At 53.7% G+C, this 22,968-nt stretch carries 12 protein-coding genes and 1 tRNA gene; 8 read left to right on the forward strand and 5 right to left on the reverse strand.

The features are described from left to right. Positions 1-92: 92 nt before the first annotated feature. From VN12_RS10525 to VN12_RS10535, 3 genes are all read left to right on the forward strand, one after another. Positions 93-2,924 carry a tetratricopeptide repeat protein gene (locus tag VN12_RS10525; protein WP_146676762.1) on the forward strand — a complete coding sequence of 944 codons (2,832 nt, stop codon included), beginning with the start codon at positions 93-95 and terminating at the stop codon, positions 2,922-2,924. Between the two features lie 6 nt (positions 2,925-2,930). Continuing rightward, positions 2,931-4,793, forward strand: coding sequence for a CRTAC1 family protein (locus VN12_RS10530; protein WP_146676763.1), 1,863 nt, complete (start codon positions 2,931-2,933; stop codon positions 4,791-4,793). 1,173 nt (positions 4,794-5,966) lie between these two features. Further along, entirely contained in the window at positions 5,967-7,124 is a 1,158-nt protein-coding gene (locus tag VN12_RS10535; RefSeq protein WP_146676764.1) for a hypothetical protein, read from the forward strand. A 726-nt stretch (positions 7,125-7,850) separates the two neighbouring features. Here the strand turns inward: VN12_RS10535 and VN12_RS10540 are convergent. Together VN12_RS10540 and VN12_RS10545 are read right to left on the reverse strand one after the other, a co-directional pair. Continuing rightward, a complete protein-coding gene (locus tag VN12_RS10540) occupies positions 7,851-8,468 on the reverse strand; it encodes a DUF6702 family protein (RefSeq protein WP_146676765.1) in 618 nt (205 codons plus the stop codon). Between the two features lie 47 nt (positions 8,469-8,515). Next, positions 8,516-11,107: a M1 family metallopeptidase gene (locus VN12_RS10545; RefSeq protein WP_146676766.1), complete on the reverse strand. Its 2,592-nt coding sequence runs from the start codon at positions 11,105-11,107 to the stop codon at positions 8,516-8,518. Between the two features lie 375 nt (positions 11,108-11,482). Between VN12_RS10545 and VN12_RS10550 the strand changes: the two genes are divergently transcribed. Genes VN12_RS10550 through VN12_RS10560 form a run of 3 tightly spaced genes read left to right on the forward strand, consistent with a single transcriptional unit; the run spans position 11,483 to position 15,027 of the window. After that, a complete protein-coding gene (locus tag VN12_RS10550; protein WP_146676767.1) occupies positions 11,483-12,853 on the forward strand; it encodes an OmpP1/FadL family transporter in 1,371 nt (456 codons plus the stop codon). A 42-nt stretch (positions 12,854-12,895) separates the two neighbouring features. Continuing rightward, complete coding sequence (locus VN12_RS10555) at positions 12,896-13,702, forward strand: transporter (protein WP_146676768.1); 807 nt, start codon at positions 12,896-12,898, stop codon at positions 13,700-13,702. Further along, positions 13,702-15,027 carry a hypothetical protein gene (locus VN12_RS10560; RefSeq protein WP_146676769.1) on the forward strand — a complete coding sequence of 442 codons (1,326 nt, stop codon included), beginning with the start codon at positions 13,702-13,704 and terminating at the stop codon, positions 15,025-15,027. The genes VN12_RS10555 and VN12_RS10560 overlap by 1 nt, the downstream gene beginning before the upstream one ends. On the opposite strand, the gene VN12_RS10565 is transcribed toward VN12_RS10560, so the two are convergent. From VN12_RS10565 to VN12_RS10575, 3 genes are all read right to left on the reverse strand, one after another. Continuing rightward, positions 14,996-16,765, reverse strand: coding sequence for an esterase/lipase family protein (locus VN12_RS10565; RefSeq protein WP_146676770.1), 1,770 nt, complete (start codon positions 16,763-16,765; stop codon positions 14,996-14,998). The two genes, VN12_RS10560 and VN12_RS10565, sit on opposite strands and share 32 nt — an antisense overlap. A 303-nt stretch (positions 16,766-17,068) precedes the next feature. After that, complete coding sequence (gene ltrA / locus VN12_RS10570) at positions 17,069-18,325, reverse strand: group II intron reverse transcriptase/maturase (RefSeq protein WP_205855087.1); 1,257 nt, start codon at positions 18,323-18,325, stop codon at positions 17,069-17,071. Positions 18,326-18,977: 652 nt separating this feature from the next. Continuing rightward, positions 18,978-19,053, reverse strand: a tRNA-Pro gene (locus tag VN12_RS10575). 139 nt (positions 19,054-19,192) lie between these two features. On the opposite strand from VN12_RS10575, the gene VN12_RS10580 reads away from it, so the two are divergent. Continuing rightward, on the forward strand, positions 19,193-20,668 hold the full coding sequence (locus VN12_RS10580) for a cryptochrome/photolyase family protein (RefSeq protein WP_146676771.1): 1,476 nt from the start codon (positions 19,193-19,195) through the stop codon (positions 20,666-20,668). A 71-nt stretch (positions 20,669-20,739) separates the two neighbouring features. Beyond that, positions 20,740-22,965 carry a leucine-rich repeat domain-containing protein gene (locus VN12_RS10585; protein ID WP_146676772.1) on the forward strand — a complete coding sequence of 742 codons (2,226 nt, stop codon included), beginning with the start codon at positions 20,740-20,742 and terminating at the stop codon, positions 22,963-22,965. Positions 22,966-22,968: the final 3 nt, after the last annotated feature.

Below are 22,968 nucleotides of genomic sequence, written 5' to 3' on the forward strand. Positions count from 1 at the left end.
TAATTGTCGGTTAATCTCCGTTAAGCTCCTATTGCGGTTCGCAAGACTCCTTACGAATCTTCTCTTCTGACAATCGGCGGGAAAGAACAAGTATGAATCAACCGAAAAAACGAAAGTACGTGCCGGCAATCGGTCCGCAGTTGAAGCGGTTGCTGTACGTGTTGTTTGCGATCCTTTCGTTGCTGGGAGCCAACTCCCTTTACTTGGCCACCATCACGTTTCTGGAATGGCAAAGCGGGCACACATATCAAAACCAGTTCTATCTCTACATGTTCCTTGGGCACGTCGTCCTAGGCATCATATTCCTCCTCCCCTTTTTGGCCTTCGGAATCATCCACCTCGTCACGGCCCGCAAGCGTAAGAACAAGCGCGCGATCCGGGTCGGTTATGCGCTCTTCGCCATCAGTCTCGTGGTCTTAGCCACGGGGCTTCTTTTGGTTCGGATCGGAGATGTATTTGATCTCAAGCATCCGGCGACGCGCTCCGTTGTCTATTGGTTGCACGTGCTGAGCCCGTTGGTTGCGATTTGGCTTTATTGGCTCCACCGATTGGTTGGGCAGAAGATCAAATGGAGGATCGGTGTTGCTTACGGTGCCGCCGCGGTTTCCTTTGTTGCGGTGATGGTTTCGATGCACGCGCAAGATCCCCGTGAATGGAACAAGGTCGGGTCGATCGAGGGGGTCAAGTATTTCGAACCATCTCTATCCCGCACATCCAACGGAGCATTTATTTCGGCCAAGGTGTTGGACAATGACGAATACTGCCTCTCCTGCCATGCCGACGCTTACAAACATTGGGAGCATAGCGCTCACCGTTTTAGTTCGTTCAACAACCCTCCCTATTTGGTTAGTGTCCGCGAGACCCGCGAAGTTTCGATGAAGCGGGATGGGAATGTCAAAGCCGCTCGATGGTGCGCGGGTTGCCATGATCCCGTTCCGTTCTTTAGCGGTGCGTTCGATGATCCTCATTTCGACGATGTGAATCACCCCACTTCGCAAGCTGGAATCACATGCACCGTTTGCCATGCGATCACCAACGTCAACACCACGCGAGGAAACGCAGACTACACGATCGAAGAACCTTTGCAGTATCCCTTCACGTTTACCGAAAACCCATTCCTGCAGTGGGTCAATCACCAGTTGATCAAAGCCAAACCGGAGTTTCACAAGAAGACCTTCTTGAAGGACTTTCACAAGTCATCCGAATTTTGTTCGACTTGCCACAAAGTTCACCTCCCTTACGCGTTGAACCACTACAAAGAATTCTTGCGAGGGCAGAATCATTACGACTCGTGGCTGCTAAGTGGTGTTTCAGGGCATGGAGTACGAAGCTTTTATTATCCGCCCAAAGCGGAGAAGGCCTGTGCGAATTGCCATATGGGACTCGTTGAGTCGAATGACTTTGGTGCGAAGGACTTCGCAGGGGAGGGAAAGCTGTCGATCCACGACCACACGTTTGCGTCCGGCAACTCGGGCCTTCCATTCATGCGCGGGTACTGGGACAAAGTCGAAGCGCAGCACAAGAAATTCCTCAATGGAGTCGTACGTGTCGATATCTTCGGGGTGAAAGAAGAAGGAAAGATCGACGGCAAGCTGCATGGTCCGATTCGACCTGAGATTCCTACGTTAAAGCGAGGGGAAAACTATCTCCTGGAATCGATCATCCGGACGTTGAAAGTAGGTCATGAATTCACGCAGGGGACCGTGGACTCGAACGAAGTATGGCTCGAAGTCACGCTGGAGAGTAACGGTACTATCTTCGGACAAAGCGGCGAACTGGATTCGAAGGGAGAAGTGAACCCTCGCTCCCACTTCGTCAATGTCTTTATGCTCGATCGACATGGCAATCGTATCAATCGCCGCAATCCGCAAGACATCTTCACCCCACTCTACAACCATCAAATCCCACCGGGAGCAGGACAAGTCGTCCATTACAGCTTCCAAGTGCCCGAGGATGTGCAAGGGCCGATCAAAGCGACGGTGAAACTGCAGTATCGCAAGTTCGATCACGAGTACATGGAAATCGTGCACAAGAGACTGGCTGAATCCACGAAACCGGAGAATCGAGAGCGTGACGCGGGAGTCAACGTATCGAATTCGGGATTGGATACCGAAGGAAACTACACCAATAACTTGCCGATCCTAACACTGGCTCAGGACACAGTCACCTTCCCTGTCGAGGGCTTGGAGCCTGTTTCGATGGAGCAAAAATCCGAGATCCTCGTTTGGCAACGCTGGAACGATTACGGCATCGGATTGTTCTTGGAGGGGAAAGCGGAATTGAAGCAAGCGGAGGATGCGTTCAAGGAAGTCGAGCAGCTTGGACGATTCGACGGCCCCGTGAATTTGGCGCGCGTTTACCTACGCGAGGGAAGAATCGATGAAGCGGCCGATGCCATCCGCCGAGCGGTCGCCTTCGAGGACCCCAAAGCACCGGAATGGACGATCGCTTGGTTCAGCGGTTTGATCAATCGCGAGCAAGGACGATTGGTTGAAGCGGAAGCCAACTTCCGAGCGATCGTCGATCAGACGACCGAGGAACGGAAGTCGCGTGGTTTCGATTTCAGCAAAGACATTGAAGCGTTGAACGTGCTGGGACGGACGCTTTTCGATCGCGCCGAGCAATTGCGATCGGAATCCGAGGAACCAAATCGCAAGGCGATGCTTCATGACGCTGCTAAGCAATTTCTACGAACCCTTGTCATCGATTCGGAAAACGTAAACGCCCATTACAATCTGGGTTTGATTTATGCACAGCTCGGGAACAAAGATCTGGAACGCAAACATAAAGATTTGCATCTTCGCTTCAAACCCGATGACAACGCGCAGGGAATTGCAGTCGGTTTGGCTCGAGAAAAATATCCTGCCGCCAACGAAGCAGCAGAGTCCCTGGTGATTTACCCATTGCAAAAAGAGTCTGAGTGATCCGTAATGGCTTCGTCGAATAGCAATAATGAGTTGGAGAATCAGGAATCGGAGCAGGACGACGCTGTAATCGCGAGGGCCTTCAAAGGCTCCGCAATCGTCTTCGCAGTGCTCGGACTCATTGGGGGTGGTGCTTATTACTACCTTTCCCAAAAACCCAAACTCAAGGAAGAGATCGTTCAAGAAACATCCCTCCCCGATCGGCGAGAAATGCCCAAAGTCACGGTTCCTAATGTGCCATGGACGGATATCACCGAAGCTAGTCAACTAGCGGGGTTCGAGCATATCAGCGGCGCGACCGGTGAGAAGCTCTTGCCCGAAACGATGGGAAGCGGTTGCGCGTTCTTCGACTACGATTCCGATGGCGACCAAGATATTTTGTTGATCAACTCCTGCGCTTGGCCCCAGGATAAAAAACCAGACTCCCCCCCAGCCACCTTGAAGCTGTTTGCAAACGATGGAAAAGGGGTATTCACCGATGTCACTTCTGGCTCTGGATTGGAGGTCGAAGTCTACGGCATGGGCTGCGCGATGGGAGATTTCAACAATGACGGTCGAGTCGATTTGTTCCTCTCTTGCCTCGGTAAAGATCTGTTGTTTCGAAACGACGGCTCGAAGTTCACGGATGTCACCGAATCAGCGGGAGTAGGTGGCGAGCCAAATGCGTGGAGCGTCTCCAGCGGGTGGTTTGACTACGATAAAGACGGTGATCTCGATCTCCTGGTCACCCACTACGTGCAGTGGAGTCGCGAATCGGATCTGGCTCAAGAGTTCCGATTGGTAGGCGGTTCGGAACGAGCCTACGGCCGTCCCCAACCGTTCGGCGGTACATTCCCCTCCCTCTTCCAGAACAATGGCGACGGAACCTTCCGGGATGTATCGAAGGAAGCAGGTCTACATGTTCTCAATCCCTCGACCCAAGTTCCGATGGCCAAGTCGCTAGGGTTGGTGTTTGAAGACTTCGACGCCGACGGAAATTTGGACTTCATCGTCGCCAATGACACCGTCCAGAACTTTCTCATGCACAACACTGGGAATGGGAAGTTCGAAGAGATCGGTGCGTTAGCAGGTGTCGCCTTCGACGCCTCGGGTGCCGCGCGCGGTGCAATGGGAATCGATGCAGCGGCGTTTCGAAACGATGCTTCGATCGGCGTGGCTATTGGCAATTTTGCGAACGAGATGTCCGCCCTGTACGTCTCACGCTCTCGGAATCTCCAATTCTATGATGCTGCGGTTGCCAATGGTTTTGGACCTGCGACCCGTTTAGAGCTCACCTTTGGAGTTCTGTTTTTCGATTTTGATCTCGATGGCCGACTCGATATTTTCCAAGCCAACGGACACTTGGAAGAGGATATCGCACGCGTTCAAGCTAGCCAGCACTACGAGCAGCCTCCCCAGCTGTTTTGGAATGCAGGAGCTCAATTCAGCACGGAGTTCATCAAGTGCCGTGAAAGCGAAACCGGTCCCGACCTCCACAAGCCAATGGTAGGACGCGGCGCTGCCTATGCCGATATCGATGGCGACGGTGACCTCGATGTTCTCGTATCAAGTTGTGGTCAAAAAGCGAGACTGCTCCGAAACGATCAAAAGGTAGGAAATCATTGGCTCCGCGTGAAGCTCGTGGGTAAGAAATCCAATCGAGATGGAATCGGAGCCACCGTGGAAATTCGAATGGGAGATGAACGACAAATGCGTCGCGTCAGTCCTACCCGAAGCTACCTATCGCAAGTCGAGTTGCCTGTGACATTCGGATTGGGAGCCAAGACGGATATCGATCGGCTTACCGTCACTTGGCCTGACGGCTCGGTCCAAGAGTTACTTCGACCAGCCATCGACCAACTACTGACTATCGAACAAAACGTCCCTTAAACCTCCCCAACCTATCCTACCCCAATAAGCCCCACTCCCCGCCCATACCATCAAGCCGCGAAGACAGTCCTGGCCCCCTCTTCAGGGGTCCCCCTCAGTTGCAAGCCCCCCATCCCGGCGTGCCTTCCATCCCATTCCCCCATCCCTGGGTGCCTCTCATCCCCTATCCCAGGGTTCCTTCCATTTTCTCCCAAAAACTGTAAGTGCCTCCCAACGCTGGTAATGATTTACGAAGATTGCAATAAGTCTTGATGCGGCAAAGGCTTCTGGCTTGAATCGAGCAAAAATTTGTGGGAGCAAAAATTTGTGGGTGTCTCCTATTCAACTCCCCCTCAAAAGGTGGGTGCCTCTTATTGACGCTCAAAAGGTGGGTGCCTCTTATTGACGTGTTGCGTCTTGGCGCCATTGCGAGAAAACTCCCCCATGGCCTTGGTTAGATGGGTGTCCCAATCTCCGATCGCGACTTTGCGCCGTCGCGCGAAACCTCCCTCCAAAAGGTGGGTGCCTGCTATCAAAAATGTGGGTGCCCCCTATTCCCTATGATTTACGAAGATTGCAATAAGTCTTGATGCGGCAAAGGCTTCTGGCTTGAATCGAGCAAAAATTTGTGGGTGTCTCCTATTCAACTCCCCCTCAAAAGGTGGGTGCCTCTTATTGACGTGTTGCGTCTTGGCGCCATTGCGAGAAAACTCCCCCATGGCCTTGGTTAGATGGGTGTCCCAATCTCCGATCGCGACTTTGCGCCGTCGCGCGAAACCTCCCTCCAAAAGGTGGGTGCCTGCTATCAAAAATGTGGGTGCCCCCTATTCCCTTTTTGACGCATGCGTTTCTTGCGTGGATAAGTGCGGCTGTTCTTTTCGCTTTGCCGGGACGACTCGTCAGCTAGAACACACAAAGACAGTTGCCTCAAAAATTACCAAAAATTACGGGTGCCTCTTATTCCCTCCCCAATTAGGTGGGCGCCTCATATTTCCCACTCTCATTAAGTGGGTGCCCCCAATCCCCGCCCCTCCCCTTTTGCGTCTTGGCGCCTTCGCGAGAAACCTTCCCCCCCATTAGGTGGGTGCCTTCTATTTACCCCTCTCCAAAAAGTTCACCTATTTGGTTGCATCCCTTCCTTCAATCCCATAAGGTGATGGGATCTACACCCCGAACTTCTTGGAGAAATCCACCATGTCCAGCACGCTCCGCTGTGAGCAGTTCGTCAGCGACGAAATCTGCCTTGTTCATTGCTACCATCGCTGTGTCCGTCGCGCCTTCCTCACAGGCATCGATGAGCTCACCCAGAAAGACTACACCCACCGCAGAGAATGGATTCGCCAGCGCCTGGAGTCCCTGGCCTCTGTCTTCGGTATCGACGTTCTCCAATATTCCGTCCTATCCAATCACCTCCATGTCATCCTCCGCAATCGCCCCGATGTCGTGAAGACTTGGTCCGACGTAGAAGTCGCCACCCGCTGGCTAAGACTCTTTCCAGGCACCCGAATCCTCGATGTCTTGGCCGAGCCCAACGAGGAGGATGTCCGAAGCGCTGTAGCCAATCCCGAGAAGATCCAAGAGTATCGCAGCCGACTCTCCGATATCTCTTGGTTCATGCGTTCTCTCGCAGAAGTCATCGCCAGGCGAGCCAATGCAGAAGATGAATGCAGTGGCTGCTTCTGGGATGGCCGATTCAAAGCGAAGCGGCTTCTCGATGAAGCGGGTTTGCTGGCCTGCGCCATGTATGTGGATCTCAATGTCTTGCGCGCGAACCTGGCCGCAACAATCGAACTCTCGATGCACACGTCGGTGTTCGATCGAATCGAGGCTGCCAAGGGAGCGATGATCGAATCCTCGGCTCTGGATCGTATTCCCTTGTCCCGGGAGGAATCGATCGCGAGGAGGACCAAGATGACGCTCGAGGAGCAGAAGAAGGCTCGTAAGCAGACTGGCCCCCGTCCACTGGTCCCCCGAGACGCCTGGTTGGCCCCTTTGACGCTCGACCCCGAAGTGGACGCGTTTGATCCGCAGGCCAGCACCAATGGTCTGCGCGCCAGCAACCGAGGGTTCTTGACGATGAACCTGGAGGACTATGTGAAGTTGTTGCAATGGACAGCTAAGCAGCAGGATCATCCGCCAGGGAGCGTGTGTCCGGTTCCTGAATCCTTAGAGCCCTTGTTTACCGGCTTGGGAGTGGAACCGAGCATGTGGTGCGACTTGGTGTGGAACTACACGAAGTACTTTGGGACAAGCCGTTGTAGTGGGAATCCCAAGGCGATGATCGCCGACGCGGAGCGGACCCACAAACGCTGGAGTCGCGGCCAGCGCCAAGCTGCCGCTTGCTTCGCCTAGCGGGGAGCGATTCGCGACAACTGGCGACCGGCAAGTAGCAAGTGGCTCCGCTAGCTCCGGTTCCCCACCTTGGAGCCTGAGCCAGAACGTCCGCTCTCCAGTCTCCCTCTCTCCCATCTCCCTCTCTTCGCCCTCCTGCATTCTCGGGTCCGGCTCGCCGCTGCGCCCATCCGAGCCCAATCCCTCTAAATTCCAGCCCCCCAGGCCACTTCCGCCCCCAACTCCACCCCAAACCCTGTCCCCCCTCCGTCCCCGCCCCCTCCAAAAGATGGGTGCCTGCTATCAAAAGGTGGGTGCCTGCTATTTGAGGAACGATTGAAAAGATGGGTGCCTGTTATCGGGAATGTTTCGTTGCGTCTTGGCGCCTTTGCGAGAAACCTCCCCTCCCCCCAAAAGGTGGGTGCCTGCTATCGGGAATGCGCTATTGAACGAGAAGGTGGGGGCCTCTTAGTGCAATCGGGACTCCCCCCAAAAGGTGGGTGCCTGCTATCGGGAATGCCTGCTATCGGGAATGCGCTATTGAACGAGAAGGTGGGGGCCTCTTAGTGCACGGTGGGGGCTTCGTAGTGAACGGCATGAGTTAGCGGGCATGCGAAACGGTGCGGAGTTGCGTCAAAAGGCCAATGCTATCACGGCCCTAACAGGGACGTGCTACAGGAAGGAAAGCATATGAACGTTGAAAACCACCTACTTCACTGGCACGCGACTTGCCACCTTGAAAACCACCTAATTCACTGGCATGCGACTTGCCACCCCTGCCATGTGGCGTGCCATCTCACCTTTTTTGAATTGATAGGAAACCTTCTCTGTGGGTGACCAGCGGACTACGAGCGAGTTTTCTTGCTTGTCCACGACATCTATCAAGATCTTGTTGACAATCCATAGCTCGGGATTCTCTGGATCCAGCTTGGGTGGCGTTACTTCAAAATGGAGCCAAAGCCAACCTTTCTCTGTTTCTTTCCCAACCCACTTCATGCGAGAAACGGGTGTTTTGGCATCTTGGGTCTCGATACGCTCCTTGGCATCGGTGAGTCTCGAATCCTTAGGTAAGGCGAGGAAGTAAAACTCCCCTTGCAAGAACTCTGGAATCGTTTTCTCGAACTCCGGATCCTCAGCGCTACAGCCCTTCTGCAACTCCACTAGCTGGCTGTCCGACAGGGGCTGCTTGACGCTCGCAAGCCGCCATTGTTTCATGGCCCGCTCCAAATCCTGAGGGTGGAGCCGCAACGATACTTCCCAAACTTTCGATTCGGAGTTCCATGCCATCTGTCCCACACAGATATGATATGGATGGGCGACAGCTTGATCGTCACCTATTAAGCATGCGAGGCCTATCATCATCATGGATAGAATCCAACGACGCGTGCCCCCACCCCTTTGGTGCCATTCGATCACTTGTCGGCTCCTACTGCAGCTGCTTCTTTCTTTTTCTTCTTCTTTCGCTCTTCCCTTAGCTCTTTCTTTTTCGTCCTAGCAGCCTCGTCGTCGCTCTTCGCAGTCGGCTCTCGTTTCTCTGCGTCCGTTTTATCGATAGCAGGCGAGGCATCTGTTTTCACCTCAGGCTTCTTAGGCGCATCTTCGGCCTCTTTCGCTGCAGACTTGGCTTGCTCCGCTTTGGCTTTAGCTTCGTCTAACCGCTTCGCCCGTTGCATTGGATTTTCTTCGCCGCCCGTTGCACCTCCACGCCCGACTCGTCCTCCTTTGAAAAGTTGGAATCGGGTCGGTTCGAAACGCTCGGGGAAGTAATTGTTGGAACGATTGATATCTGCGGTCTCGCGGTAAGGATCCAATTCGATTTCCTTAATTGCCTTCTCCGCGACGAAGAATGTGTCGCATTGCAAATTATTCACACGCCAGATCTCGGCAGGAATGCGAATCTCCTTGGTAGTGTCGTCCGTGTAGGTCACGAGGAGGATGACTGGCATGATCAAACCACCCTCGTTCTTCAACACGACGCGGCAGTAGCGATCGGTGCTTTCAAAGATCGCTCGCTCCTTTTCGTTCAGTTCCGACTTGAACTTCTCAAAAGCTTTGCGCTGCTCGTCGGTTACTTCGTTGGGGTCGTAGGTGTTATAAAAATCCTTGAGCTCAGGAAATTCATCGACTCGGCGATTCATCCCTTCGTTTCGTTGCTCGGAGAGCGACTTGCGGCGACTCTCCTTTTTCTTTTTAGCAAGCTCCGCGTTCTCGTCAGGGGATTTGGTGTCGAGTTCAAAAATCTCCACTTTGTCCATTGCAATATCGCAGTGATCGGTGGTGTAGAACCAGCCTCGCCAAAACCAATCCAGGTCAACACCGGACGCATCCTCCATGGTCCGGAAGAAGTCTGCTGGCATCGGTCGCTTGAATTTCCAGCGGACCGAGTACTCGCGAAATGCAAAATCAAATAACTCTCGCCCCAAAACTGTTTCTCTCAATACGTTGAGAGCTGTGGCAGGCTTGGTATAGGCGTTGGGTCCAAACTGCATAATCGAATCGCTATTGGTCATGATCGGAACTTGTTCTGTGCTCTGCATATAGGGCACAATGAATTCGGGTTCCCCTCGCTGCGACGGATACTTGTCCTCCCACTCTTGCTCTGCGAGATATTGCAGGAAGGTGTTAATCCCCTCGTCCATCCACGACCATTGGCGTTCATCGCTATTTACAATCATTGGAAAATAGTTGTGTCCGACTTCATGGATGACGACCGAAATCAATCCGTATTTGGTAGCCGATGAGTAGGTTCCGTCTTCGCGCGGACGAGGTCCATTGAAGCAAATCATGGGGTATTCCATTCCCCCGATGGGTCCATTGACGCTGATGGCAATGGGATATGGATAATCGAAGCTGTAGCGGCTATAGACGTTTAGAGTGTGGATAATCGCGTGCGTGCTGTACTTGCTCCAGAGCGGTTCACCTTCATTCGGGTAGTAGCTCATCGCCAAGGTCTCGTTTCCGTTGACGTTATGTCCCTGTGCATCCCATATGAACTTTCGGCTCGTGGCGAATGCAAAGTCGCGAACGTTCTCAGCATGGTAGACCCAAGTCTTTGTCTCCTTGGACTTATCCTTTTCATTTTCTTTGGCTTCTTCGGGAGTCACAATGAAGACCGGCTTGGGGGATTTCTTTGCTTGCTCTAATCGATTGCGTTGTTCCTCAGTAAGAACCTCATTTGCGTTTTGAAGAACTCCGGTCGAAGCGACTATATGGTCTGCGGGTGCGGTGATGCGAACGATGTAGTCACCGAATTCGAGAGTGAACTCCCCTTGCCCTAGATACTGTTTGTGTTGCCAGCCGTTCACATCGGTAAACGCGGCCAAGCGAGGGAACCACTGCGCGATTTCGTAGAGGTAATTGCCGTCCTTTTCGAAGTACTCGTATCCGGCCCGACCTCCCAACAGCCGCGCGTTATTTATCTTGTAGTTCCATTTCACTTTGAACTGGAAGACCTCGCCTGAGGGCAATGGCGACTTGAGATCGATTCGCATCATCGTGTCCACGACCTTGTGGGGGATCGTGTTACCTTGCATGTCTGTGACCGTTTCGATGTTGCAGCCACCTTCAAATGACTGTCGCAGCTTAATCGCTTCGATCTCGCCCGTTGAGACGCGGCCTTGCGCACCACCGAAGCGCCCCGAGCGCGTCTTGTTGGCATCGCTATCCGGTTTGAAGATATTGGGATCCAGTTGCAACCACAGATACTTCAGAACGTGGGGTGATTGGTTGTGGTAGCGAATCGATTCCAAACCGTAGATGGTTTGCTTTTCGTCATCGAGCGTCACATCGATGTTGTAATCGACTTTTTGTTGCCAATAGTCTGGGCCGGGCTCACCCGTCGCAGCGCGGTAGGAGTTGGGAGTGGGAAGAATTTCTTCCAATTGACGAAACTTGTCCTCCTGGCCGTACTTCTTGTTAGCAAATGGTTGGGCCCACAACGTGCTGCCACTCAAGGCCAACCACCCGACGACGAAGCAACAAAGAATCTTCGAATAGATATTCATGGGGACTCGATCAAGGAGGAACAGGGGAGAATACCAAGCAGTAGGGAGGAATCTGGACCCGGAGAGAGAGGGCCAAAGGCGATCCAGATGGAGCACCAGTATAGTTCCCTGGCTAGCAATTTTCCGAGCACTTAGGAGAAAATCGAGAGCCCATCCCGCAATCCCGGGGCGCCATGAAGGGACTCCTCGAGCCCAAACTTGAGGAAAGAGCTGGATTCCGTTTCGATTTTATGTGTTGTCTTTAGCGATATTGCCGATTTTACGGAGGCGGTGGATCTCAATGGTCGAGGGAAATTGGCAGCCGTTGGATGGAAAGTGCAGGGACGCCCGTTTGGACGCGACTTCGTCTAAGCGGCGGACTCAAAGGAGCAAATCGTGAAGCAGATTCGGAAGTTTGATGAATCCATAGGTGGCCGTTTCCAGCGGAACGGAAAACGATGGCTCCGCTGGGGGACTCGTTTGCTCGGAATGGCCAAGTTAGTCTCAATGGTTGGTATCCCACTGGGTGGCTCAGCTTCCGTGTTAGGACAAAGCTTTGGTCCCGAGCTACACAATACGTTGATGCCTGCATCGGGGGGGATGGGCGGGGTGAGCATTGCCCGACCGCAGGATTTAACGAGCGCGCTGAATGCCAATCCAGCTTCGCTCACCCAATTTCGAGGAACCCAGTTCTCGTTTGCGGGGGGGTGGGCGGAGGCGACGTTCAATATGTCGCAGGCCAGCAACATCCCTATCGTCGGGCAAAACCCGCTGATCCAGCCTTACTCGGCGAAATCGACTGCACCGGGGACACCTGCGGGAAATATCGGTGTGACACAGGATTTGGACGAGCTCGGATTGCCAGCCACTATTGGAGTCGGTTTTGTTACGTCCGCAGGTGCATTCTCCGACTACCGTCATGTGCCTCAAAGCGGTGGTACCAATGCTGGTTTAGCGATTTTTAGTATGCCTGTTGGGGTGGGAGTGGATCTGACAGACCGATTGACGCTGGGATCAAGCCTAGCCCTGGGAATCGCGTTCCTCGATGGCCCCTTCGTTGGCGCCGGTGGTATGACGCCCGATTACGCGATACGAGGCACCGTAGGGGCGAACTATCTATTGACGGATGCGACCACCGTCGGTGGTTACTATCAAACCGCGCAATCCTACACATTCGACAATGCGTTTCTCCTCAATCCAGGTGTCGGCCAAACCTCGATAGACGTCAACATGGATCTCCCTCAAAACATAGGGGTAGGATTTGCAAACCGCGCGATGATGGATGGCCGGTTGTTGGTGGGCATCGATCTGGTCTACAAACTGTGGGACGATGCGGATTTGTTTGGCGCTATCTACGACAACCAATGGGTGGTGCAAACCGGCGTTCAATTGACCCGCGATCGGCTTCGATATAGAGCGGGCTATGTCTGGGCTGAGAACCCAATGGACCCTACTCCGGGCAACAATCTTGGCGGTGCAATACAACCGGGTGATCTCGCTGCCGTTCGATATTCGCAGGCTTTGCTCGCAGTGACCAGTCAACATCGCCTTTCGTTTGGATTGGGTATGGTGGATGTGTTACCGGGAATTGATATGGACGTGATGGCAGGGGGGATGTTTCGGGACTCGGAACAACTCGGTAACTTCACAACAACATCGATTGAAAGCTACTGGATCGGCGCCGGCCTCACATGGCGCTTTGGACGAGGCGGCTACGGTAGCTGTTTAGATCAGTCTACTCCGGACCATTGGAGCGTCGGTTCCTAGATGACATTTTGACCTGTACGGCTGGTTGGATTGGACCCATTCATGTTCTCGTCATTCCATACGATCGCAGCCATCGGGACATTAGCTGTCGTACTGCTATCCGCATCCTCCGTGCTCGGCCAGGAACAAGCGAGGGAGCTCGGTAGTGAGCCTGTCGAGACCGACCGCGATTCGTTCACTCGTTCGCCAAGAATCGTCGAGCAAGGGAGATGGGTATTCGAAGCCTCGTACAGCTTCCTCGACCAGGAGGCTGAGCATGAGGGGCATTTGTTTCCGGACCTGCTGATTCGTTACGGTATGTCTCCGCAGTTGGAATTGCGAGTGGGATGGACCTACGAAATTGGCAAGTTTCAGCATCTTGCACCGACCCACAAAGAACGAAGCGAAGAAGCCATTGCCAACTACGGTGCCAAGTTTGCTCTGTCGTCCCGAGAGGGGTGGTTGCCGGACTCTGTGTTGATCTTCACCGGTTATACCCCCACGAGTGGAGAGTCGAGCGATACGGATTTCTCCGTCGAGTATGCGGCTGGTTGGAAGATTGCGGGAGATTGGGAATTTGATACCGGACTCCGGTGGTTTATGCTCGCCGAAGAGGAAGACCGCTTCACCGAATGGGCCCCTTCGGTGGTGCTGAAGACGCCCATGATTCGCGAACGATGGAATGTTCATGCCGAATACTTCAGTCTTCAAAGCGTCGGTCGTGAGGAAGACTATGGTCAACATTACGTGGGTCCCGGCATCCATTACTTGCTGTCCCCGAACATGGAGATTGGCACTCGCGTCTTCTGGGGTATGAACGAAGACTCGGCAAACTTTATCTGCAACGTTGGAACGGGAATGCGATTCTGATGAAGAGATCGCATTCCAAACCCTCGTGGAAGGTAGCATGGTTAGCTTGCGCAATTCTTTTTCGCGTCTCCCTTTGCCTCGCCGTACAGAACGTCGAAGCTCAGAATGAACCAATTCCACCGCAGGTGGGGCAGGAGTCATCTGTGTCCGAGAGCTTTGTTTCCGCGAACCTGGGGACGGGATCGATGGTCATCGACGGCAACTATTTCTCCGAGTCCGACCGAGCAGCACACGGACAACTGAACTTCAATGACTTCCCAAGCGATCTTCGCGAGGGGCTTTCCTTTGAGAATGGGGATTGGAGTGCCAAGGTCGGCGGTTATGTCAAAACGGATTTGATTCGTGATTTCCGCGCAATCGACTCCACCGATTTCTTTGATCCTATCACCATTCCGATCGGTGAAGAGCAAAGGACTAACTCGCGTTTTCATGCCAGGCAGACACGGCTGAGTTTGGATGCCCGTCGCCGTGCAACCGACGGAGAAATACCGATGCGAATCTTTGTCGAGGGAGACTTCTTCGGTGATTCCAGCACACTGAGGCTTCGCCATGCTTACGGGGAGTATGGGAATCTGATTCTTGGACAAACCTGGTCGACTTTGGCCCACCGCGCAGCATTGCCAAACACTCTCGATTTGACTGGGGACGTCGCCAGCGTCAGCCTTCGTAAAGCGCAGCTTCGCTGGACCCAAGAGTTCTGGAACGAGCGATGGAGTTTCGCCGCGGCAATCGAAGATTCTCCAGTAAATGTCGAATCTCAACTCCTGAATTTTGGTGATCCGCGCCGCGTGCTCCCCGACGCCATCGCTCGAGTTCGATACACAGAAATGAGCCTGCAGTTTCAGCTTGCAGCCGTTGCGAGGAGGATTGGTTTTCAGCCTGCAAACGCCGAAGTGCTCGAATTCACGGGAGGAGGCATCAACGCAACTTCGTTTGTCGATCTCACCCCCCGCAATCGATTCTATGGTGGGGTGTTGTGGGGCTCCGGCATCGGCAGCTATAGAGAACTACCAGATCTCACTCCCACGCTGGTCGGCCGTGGCGCACCGCTTGAAGCGGTCGCGTGGTACGTTGGGTTACATCACTCCTGGTCCAAGCGCTGGTTCACGAACTTTACGTATAGCCAAGAAGACTTGAATAACACTCCGCTGCAACCTGCCAGTAGCATCAAGAGAATTCAATACTTGGCAGTCAACTTGATTCACCAACCCACGCCAAGTTTATTCTGGGGTATCGAGGGACTGTGGGGTTCCCGACAGAATCGTGATTTCTCAGAACAGGATGCAAGCCGGGTCATGGCGAGTTTTGGATTTCTACTCCCTTGATATCTCTCGTTTGTAAGCCATCCCCGCTTTCCAAAACCGATTCTTGCAAGTGAACGATCAATAGTCGAATTACTTCGGCAATGGTAGCTTCGTGCTGAAGGATCTTGGTATGACACCCATCGACTTGGGCTTCGCTCACCGCGCAGGGATGGCAAGCGCTCGCGACGGACACAACACCGTCGTTCATGCCTAGGGTCCATGGACCATCCCCCGTTCCAAAGATCGTATGCTGCCTTACATGGGGAGAAACAGGGAGGCTGTATATTGCTTTCAAGGTCGCATCGTTCGGTTCCAAAAGATCGACGCTTGTGGGAATGCGTTTCCGAAAGGTTCCGAAGAACGTATTGGGATTGTCGGAGACCAATCGTCGATGCAGCGATTGATATTGCTCATCAGGCTGTACTAACGAAGAGGCAATTCTTCCGACACCACGGGAAGCGAACGAAGATCCTTGATGCGGAGTCGCAATGTAGATAACCCGACGAACGTAGGGTTGGGGTTCAAAGACCATGCGTTCTCGAAGCTCTTCACGGACGTGGTTCGGCACACGAATGTGATCCAACGGAACCTTCGACACGGAGTTCCAAACGTCGTCGCCGCTTGCAGAAATCTGAAGCTTGGAGAGGAGCCCGCCCATGCTATGTCCGATCAGCACCATCTCCTGCAAGGCGGGGTCCTCGGAAAGAGGGTCCAGGGTCGACAGCGCCTCGCGACAATGATTTCGCAGTCTCATCGCTGATGTGACAAAAGGGCTTCCCGTCGCATAGCTAAAACCCCACACTTGGTAGCGTTCATTAAACCAGTCAAGCGTTCTCAACTGATTGAGCATATCCATCCATGTCACCGGTTCCGACATCAATCCATGGATGAAGACAACGGGTACTTTTCCTGGTTGATACGGCTCCGACATGCGCAATCCATCATCTTCCACTCCTGAGCCAGGCAGCAGAAAACCTGCGAGCGGGTTCGTTGGCTTGTTCTGCAGCTGGAACTCCAACGGACTGCTAAGATCTTTGGCGATTGGAATCCAACTGTTTTCAACCTGAATCGCGTTGACTCTCGATGGATTGACAAGTTCGATTGCGAACCCACTCGGCATTTCCGAATCGGCCCGAAGAACTGCGGTTGCAGCCAATGGCACGCGATCGGGAATAAAGCGTTCCACAGGATTATCTTCGCTCCCATATGGCTTGGTGCGCAGTGCAACGATCGGGACTCCCAAACCGGACTTTGCAAAGGTGCGTTTGAGTTTTTTACGTCTCGTTTTATCTGGAACCTGCATGTCGGTCACTTGTTCGACAGGCCAGTCCAAGCTGGAACTCGTCACGGGAATACAAACGAGCCCCAACGGTTGGTAGATCTGGAGTTGTCCGGACGAATCCAAGCGATGGAATCGAGCCGCATCAACGAGCAATCCCTCCAAGCTCGCTTGGTAGATTCCCCACGCGGGGTGCTGCGGGCATGCGAGGGAAGGGTGCTCGGACAATGCCGACCAACTCAACGCGGCCGCTTGAAAGTAGTAATCGACACTACGTGAATCATTCGCCTGGCTCAAGTCACGGGCGATTCGCAAGAATGAAGAAGATCGTTCCGAATCAAGCCCCTCGGAAGGCCATGCAACAGTCCTACTGGGGGGCGGGAAGTGCCGAATCAAACGGCAACCCGTAATCCCGTGGAGCAAAACCAGCACAGCAAGAACCGACGGCAATCGACCACTGAACCAAACGTAGTGGATCATGCTGGACTCAGGCCATCTCCAAGGTTACGAACGCATATCTCGCCACCCTGCGATCGACCCTAAGCTCCTCATGAGCCAACACTCCAAATCAATGTCGGCACAACCAAGAAATCTTCCTTAGTCATTTCACCCCTGAAGCGATTGCACGGAATGTAACGACCTATTTTCAATCGGCGTAAGTGTCTTGAGCGTTCCATCGCGGCGTTTGCCGATTAGAAATCGGCAAATCGGGTAGGAGGCGGGATTACTCCCGCCGTCCTCCCACACCACCGTACGTACGGTTCCGTATACGGCGGTTCAGGTCTAACGACGATTCAGCTCAGTGCCTTTCTGGACGAGGCTTATCAGCCCAAGTTGCGTGAGGTGGCGAGTAGGCAGGGCCTGATTCATGTGGCTAGCGCCAGCATTCCACCAGGGGCCATGACCATTGCCAGCACAGACCCACGCTCGCACGCGGTCAATGCCAAGGCGAGTCAGTTCGCGGGCTCGTTTGGGCGGACGCTTCCATTGGCGCCAGTAGATGGCGCGTAACTTCCTGCGTAACCAGCTATCAAGTTCCTCGAACGTTTTCTTCACTTCACTCTTCCGGTAGTACGACACCCAACCGATCAGGACCGGCTGCAACTGAGCAAGCACCGTACGCACATTGCGACCTCGTGCCTTGCGGAGTTCCTCGCGTAGGCGACCCTTGAAGCGTTTGACCGATTCAGGAGACACCTTAAACTTCGGTTGGTGATGGTGCGTGAACGTATAGCCCAGGAACTTGCGGTTCCAGGGGCGGTCCACGGCACTCTTGGCTCGATTCACTGTCAGTCGCAGTTTCTCGCTCAGGAAGCGTTCGACACCATTAAGCACTCGCTCACCGGCGCGGTGACTGCGAACGTAAATGTTACAGTCATCAGCGTAGCGAACGAATTTGTGGCCTCGGCGTTCCAGCTCCTTGTCCAGCTCATCGAGCAGGACGTTGGACAGAAGCGGTGATAAGGGACCGCCTTGCGGCGTTCCCTCGCTGCGTGGACTCACGATGCCGCCTTCCATGATGCCAGCTTGCAGATACAAGCGGATCAGTTTCAGGATGCGTTTGTCTTGGATCTGACGTGCAAGGCGACTCATCAGGATGTCGTGATTGACGCGATCGAAGAACTTTTCCAAGTCCATGTCGACAACCCAGCGATGCCCTGAAGCAATGTGTTCCTTGGCACGATCCAACGCCTGATGCGTACTCCGGCCTGGGCGAAACCCAAAGCTAGAATCCGAAAACATTGGATCGTAGAGCCTCGTGAGCACTTGCAGTAAAGCTTGCTGGATCAAGCGATCTAGCACTGTCGGTATGCCCAGCATGCGCATCCCTTTGCCACCGGGTTTAGGTATTTCTACCTTTCGCACAGGGCTCGGACGATACGTTCCGCTGAACAGTTCTTCCCGGTGGCGTTCCCAATGCTCTCGGCAGTAGCCTGGCAGTTCATCGACGGTCACCCCATCAACGCCTGCGGCTCCTTTATTACCGACAACACGGCTCAACGCCTGCAACATATTGCTGCGGCTTAGCACCTCCTCCATCGTGACGGTGACTGAATGTTCAGTGTTCTCATTGCATGCCGGAAGTGTTTGACGCGCGTACGAATTACCCTCAGCGGTTCCGCCGCATACTCTTGTTCGCCGCTCAGGCTTCTCAGCCGTCATCTCTGCGTCTACCTCACATCACGAATACTTTGCACCAAACGGTTAAACTTGTTCGGCCCTTCGTCAGCTAAAGCCTCCGACTACTATGGCCTCTGCTGACTTCTACGGTGACATCGTAACCTCTTGCGAGGCAACTAGCTTTGCAGCATCCCCGTAGATCTCTCAGGGTAAGACGCGTAACTTTCCTCTCGTATATTCGCCGCATATACGCCGACTCGGTCCGAATGACATTGGGCTTTGAATCTTCGTGCCTTCTCGCCCACCGGGTCGTCGCCTCGTATACGGTTCGTGTACCTCGAACCGAGAGTTTGCCTGCTGCTTCCTTCAGATTCAGAGTTGCCCCTGACACCCTTGCAGTCGACTAGGAGTTCCTGTCATCAAGGCCTCCATCGGGACTTGCACCCGACAAGTTACTTCCTGGTTCACTTTCGCTTGCCAGTTGCGAGCGTCAGTCAATGACGCTCCGCGTCATGCCTGACGCACACGAAAAAACCCTGCAAATCACTGGGAAATGCAGGGTTTTTAGTAATCGGGCCGGGGAGATTCGAACTCCCGACCTCTACCACCCCAAGGTAGCGCGCTAATCCAGGCTGCGCTACGGCCCGATTTTTCCAAGTTCTGCCAAGGCAAACCACGACTTGCGGTGCAAATCGACGATTGACACCCGGCTTTACTGGAACGGAGAAGTGTAATCCAAGATCCCGCCACCGCCAAGAGCATCGGCCCCCTGAAAGCATCCCACGCATGCGTGCCCCTCGATCCGCGACCCTGGTTTTTCCGCACCAACTCTTTCCCGATCTCACGGGAAAATTCCCAACTACCGATATCTTCTGGATCGAAGACCCATTGTTTTTCTGCCAATATTCCTTCCATCGGCAGAAGCTTATGCTTCATCGGGCTTCGATGCGCTGGCACTTTGATCATGCCGCTGTCCCCCAGGGTGGACGGAAACACTATGTCGAAGCCCATACCCTTTCCACGTCCAAGGATCTTGCCCAAGTCTTGGCGGAGCATCGAATCTCCGAGGCTCACCTCATCGACCCCGAAGACGACTTCCTGGCCCGTCGACTCGGCTCCGCATTGAACCACGCCGGGATTCACTTGATCCTCCATCCCTCTCCCAATTTCATCACCTCCATCGCCGACATCGATCGCTGGACCGAAGGGAAGAAAAAATACTTCTTTACCAACTTCTACATCGAGCAACGGAATCGATTGGGATTGCTCCTCGACGAGGAAGGAAAGCCGGTCGGTGGTAAATGGAGCTTCGATACCGACAACCGTAAAAAACTCCCCAAAGGGATCCGCTTGCCAGCTGTCGAGGCCCCGGAACCCAGCCCCTACTCGACCGAAGCGCGCGAGTACGTCCGCCAGCGTTTTCCCCACGCGATTGGCGACGATCTAGCCCTGATGTATCCGTTTCAGCACTCCGAAGCCCATCGATGGCTCCTCCGCTTTATCGACGAACGGCTCGCTCAATTCGGTGACTTCGAAGACGCGATCGACCGCGAGGCATCTGTTCTGTTTCATTCCGTTCTCACCCCGATGCTCAACATCGGCTTGATCGCTCCCGAGACGATTATCGACGAGGCTATGAAGCGTCGAGACCGAGTGCCGTTGAACTCTCTCGAGGGCTTTCTACGTCAAGTGATCGGATGGCGCGAGTACATGCGGATTGTATATCGGAAGCTAGGACGGCTCCAACGGACTCGTAATTTCTGGGGGCATGAGCGACCGATGCCCCAAGCATTGTACGACGGCACCACGGGGATCGAGCCGGTCGACGTCGTCATTCGTCGAACGCTCCGCACGGGCTACTGCCATCACATCGAACGACTGATGATCCTTGGCAATTTCATGTTGCTTTGCGAAATCGATCCCGATGCCATTTATCAATGGTTCATGGAGTTGTTCGTCGACGCTTACGACTGGGTGATGGTACCTAATGTCTATGGCATGAGTCAGCACGCCGATGGCGGCATGATCACGACCAAGCCCTATATCAGCGGCTCTTCCTATGTGCTCAAGATGAGCAACTTCAAGAAAGGAGATTGGTGCGAAATCTGGGATGGCCTCTACTGGCGATTCATGCACCGGCATCGTGCATTCTTTGAACGCAATCCGCGGATGAGTGTCATGACGAAGCAGCTCGATAAGATGGGATCGAAACTGGATCGTCATCTTGAAGTTTCGGAGGGATTCTTGCAGAGAATGCAATAGCCGAACTCATCGGCACCTGTTGCGATCGATTACGATGATGGGCAGCAGAACCCTCGCCAGGAGCACCGGCTATGAATGAAGTACGGATCGAAGACTCGTTGCCGGAGAATCCTGCCGTATCAGTTCCTCGCCCCAGGTGGTTTCATTGTTGGCCGCTCGGGCTGTTCCTTCTCGTTCTCTTTTCGTTCGATTGTTTGTTGCCCTCTGCCATGAACATTCTGCCGCGAGAAATCTCGAAGGGATATCTCGGCGTTTTCGTTGGTCATCTTCTGATCGCGTCGATCGTGGCATCTCTGCTCTTTCCAAGCTGGATTCTGGGTACTCTCGTTGGGTCGCTCTTCGTTTCGATCGCTTTTGGGTCGGTGCTTTGGGGGAGTGGTAGCTACAGCTTGCTCGTTCAGGGTGGAGAGGGTCAGGTATGGAGATTGATTTGGGGAGTACTCCCAGCTCCCTTTGTCGTTCTCGCGTGTTCCCTACCCCTTCTTATCATTCGCTCGCTCCGGGGCTGGCGCATCCAGAGAACGGAAGCGAGGGTCCATGGAGGTCAGCGCATTCGACTCGAGGATATTTTCTTGACCATGATCGTCTTGGCTGCCGTCTTGAGTTTGTCTATCGCCCCTAGCATCGCGATGGAAATCGAACGCAGGGATTATTTGTTGGGTATTGCAGTCATCGGCGCCTTCCTCATGTTTGTCTGTCTCTTGGGGGGAATCCCATTCCTTTGGATTCGGCACTGGAAGCAAGACCCGTTGTCACGCATTGGGGCTCCATTCATTTGGATGCTGTTGGTCGGTATCCTTTCTTCGATGCTCTATTCACTTTATATGGAGTTACAACGCTCGACGATCGCCGTGAGCAGCCTTACCAGCATGTGCGTCGCAGCTTTTTTCATTGCGACTCTTCCCATCCTCTTTATGGAATCGCTTCGTGCCTCTGGCTTTCAATTCGTTTCGCAATTCCCACCGAAGAGTGAACAGCAGGTCTCAGAAAAGGAAGAGGCATTGATTCGCCGTTCACAATGGCAACAACGCCTTGGAGCTGGCATCATGGCGTTGATGGCGATTGGCATTCATATTCCCGCCAGCAACCTGAACAAATCTCGCATTGCGGAGGACCAATGGCTCGCAGATCGCTATCAGCAAATTCATGAACAAGGTGGCGAGCTTCGTGTGTCTAGAGGACAAATCGTGTCTGTCGCGTTTAGCGATCCCAAGTTTCAATCCGTCGACATCGAACAATTCCCTGCACCAGAGCAGGTGGAGCGACTTTCCCTCGCAGGAGCCACCGTCGGGGATGAGATCGTTTCCAGCCTGAGTCGCTATACAAGTCTCCAGTCCTTAGACCTTTCGCATACCGGAATCACAGACTCATCGGTTCCAGCACTTCGCGAGCAGACTGGGCTTAAGCATCTTTCCATTTCAGGTACAAAGCTTTCGAGGGACTCCATCCTACGCCTTGCCAGCCTATGGCATCTGCAAGAGCTCGATTTGGGGGACCTCGACTTGGACAATGAGTTCCGTTTGCCGTCGACTTGGAGTTTAAAGCCAGAGCGATCGATCTCTTTGAAGGGGAATCGGAGACTAACAGATGCATTGGCCTCGCATCCTGAAAATGATCTGAGCAGGGGCCGATTTGGCTATTTGGATTTCAGCAGTACGGGGATCACCGGTTCCTTATTTGAAAAACCAATTTCGGTCCGACGATTGACCCTGCACGATGTCCGAATCACCGATGACATTATGGCTAGGTACGCGTCCAACATGCGAGTATCCGGATTCCTCTCCTTGGAGCATACGCTTTTGACCGATGCCATCTTGCCTGTGATGGCTGCTTCGATCCCCAGCATGAGTTGGTCGCTTGGAGATGGAAACTTCACGGATGCGGGACTTTCCGCATTGAAATCGGTAGGCTTCATCAAGTTAGAGTTGCGAGGAAAACAGTTCACTGGAGTTTGTTTCGAAACGTGGAGCCCCATGCTTTACGAAATCAATTTCTCCGGATCGAGCCTCTCGGACGATACGATCGAACACCTGCGGAATATGGGCTCCCTACAGTCCATTGGATTGGCAGGAACCGCGATTACCGATCGATCCCTGGCGGAGATCGCGCGTTTTCCGATGACGCTCGCGACGATTGATGTGAGCGATACCTCCGTCACCGTCGAAGGATTAACGGAGTACATGAGTCCCTACACCGAAATTGTGGTACGACCGGGACAATTCACCCCGGAGGAGCTCCGATTGCTCCGTTCTAGGATGACGGTGTCTGTTGGACGCAGCGTTCGAAGTTATAGGTAGGGG

This window comes from Pirellula sp. SH-Sr6A, assembly GCF_001610875.1.
In the GTDB taxonomy this organism is placed as follows: Bacteria; Planctomycetota; Planctomycetia; order Pirellulales; family Pirellulaceae; genus JBKCUI01.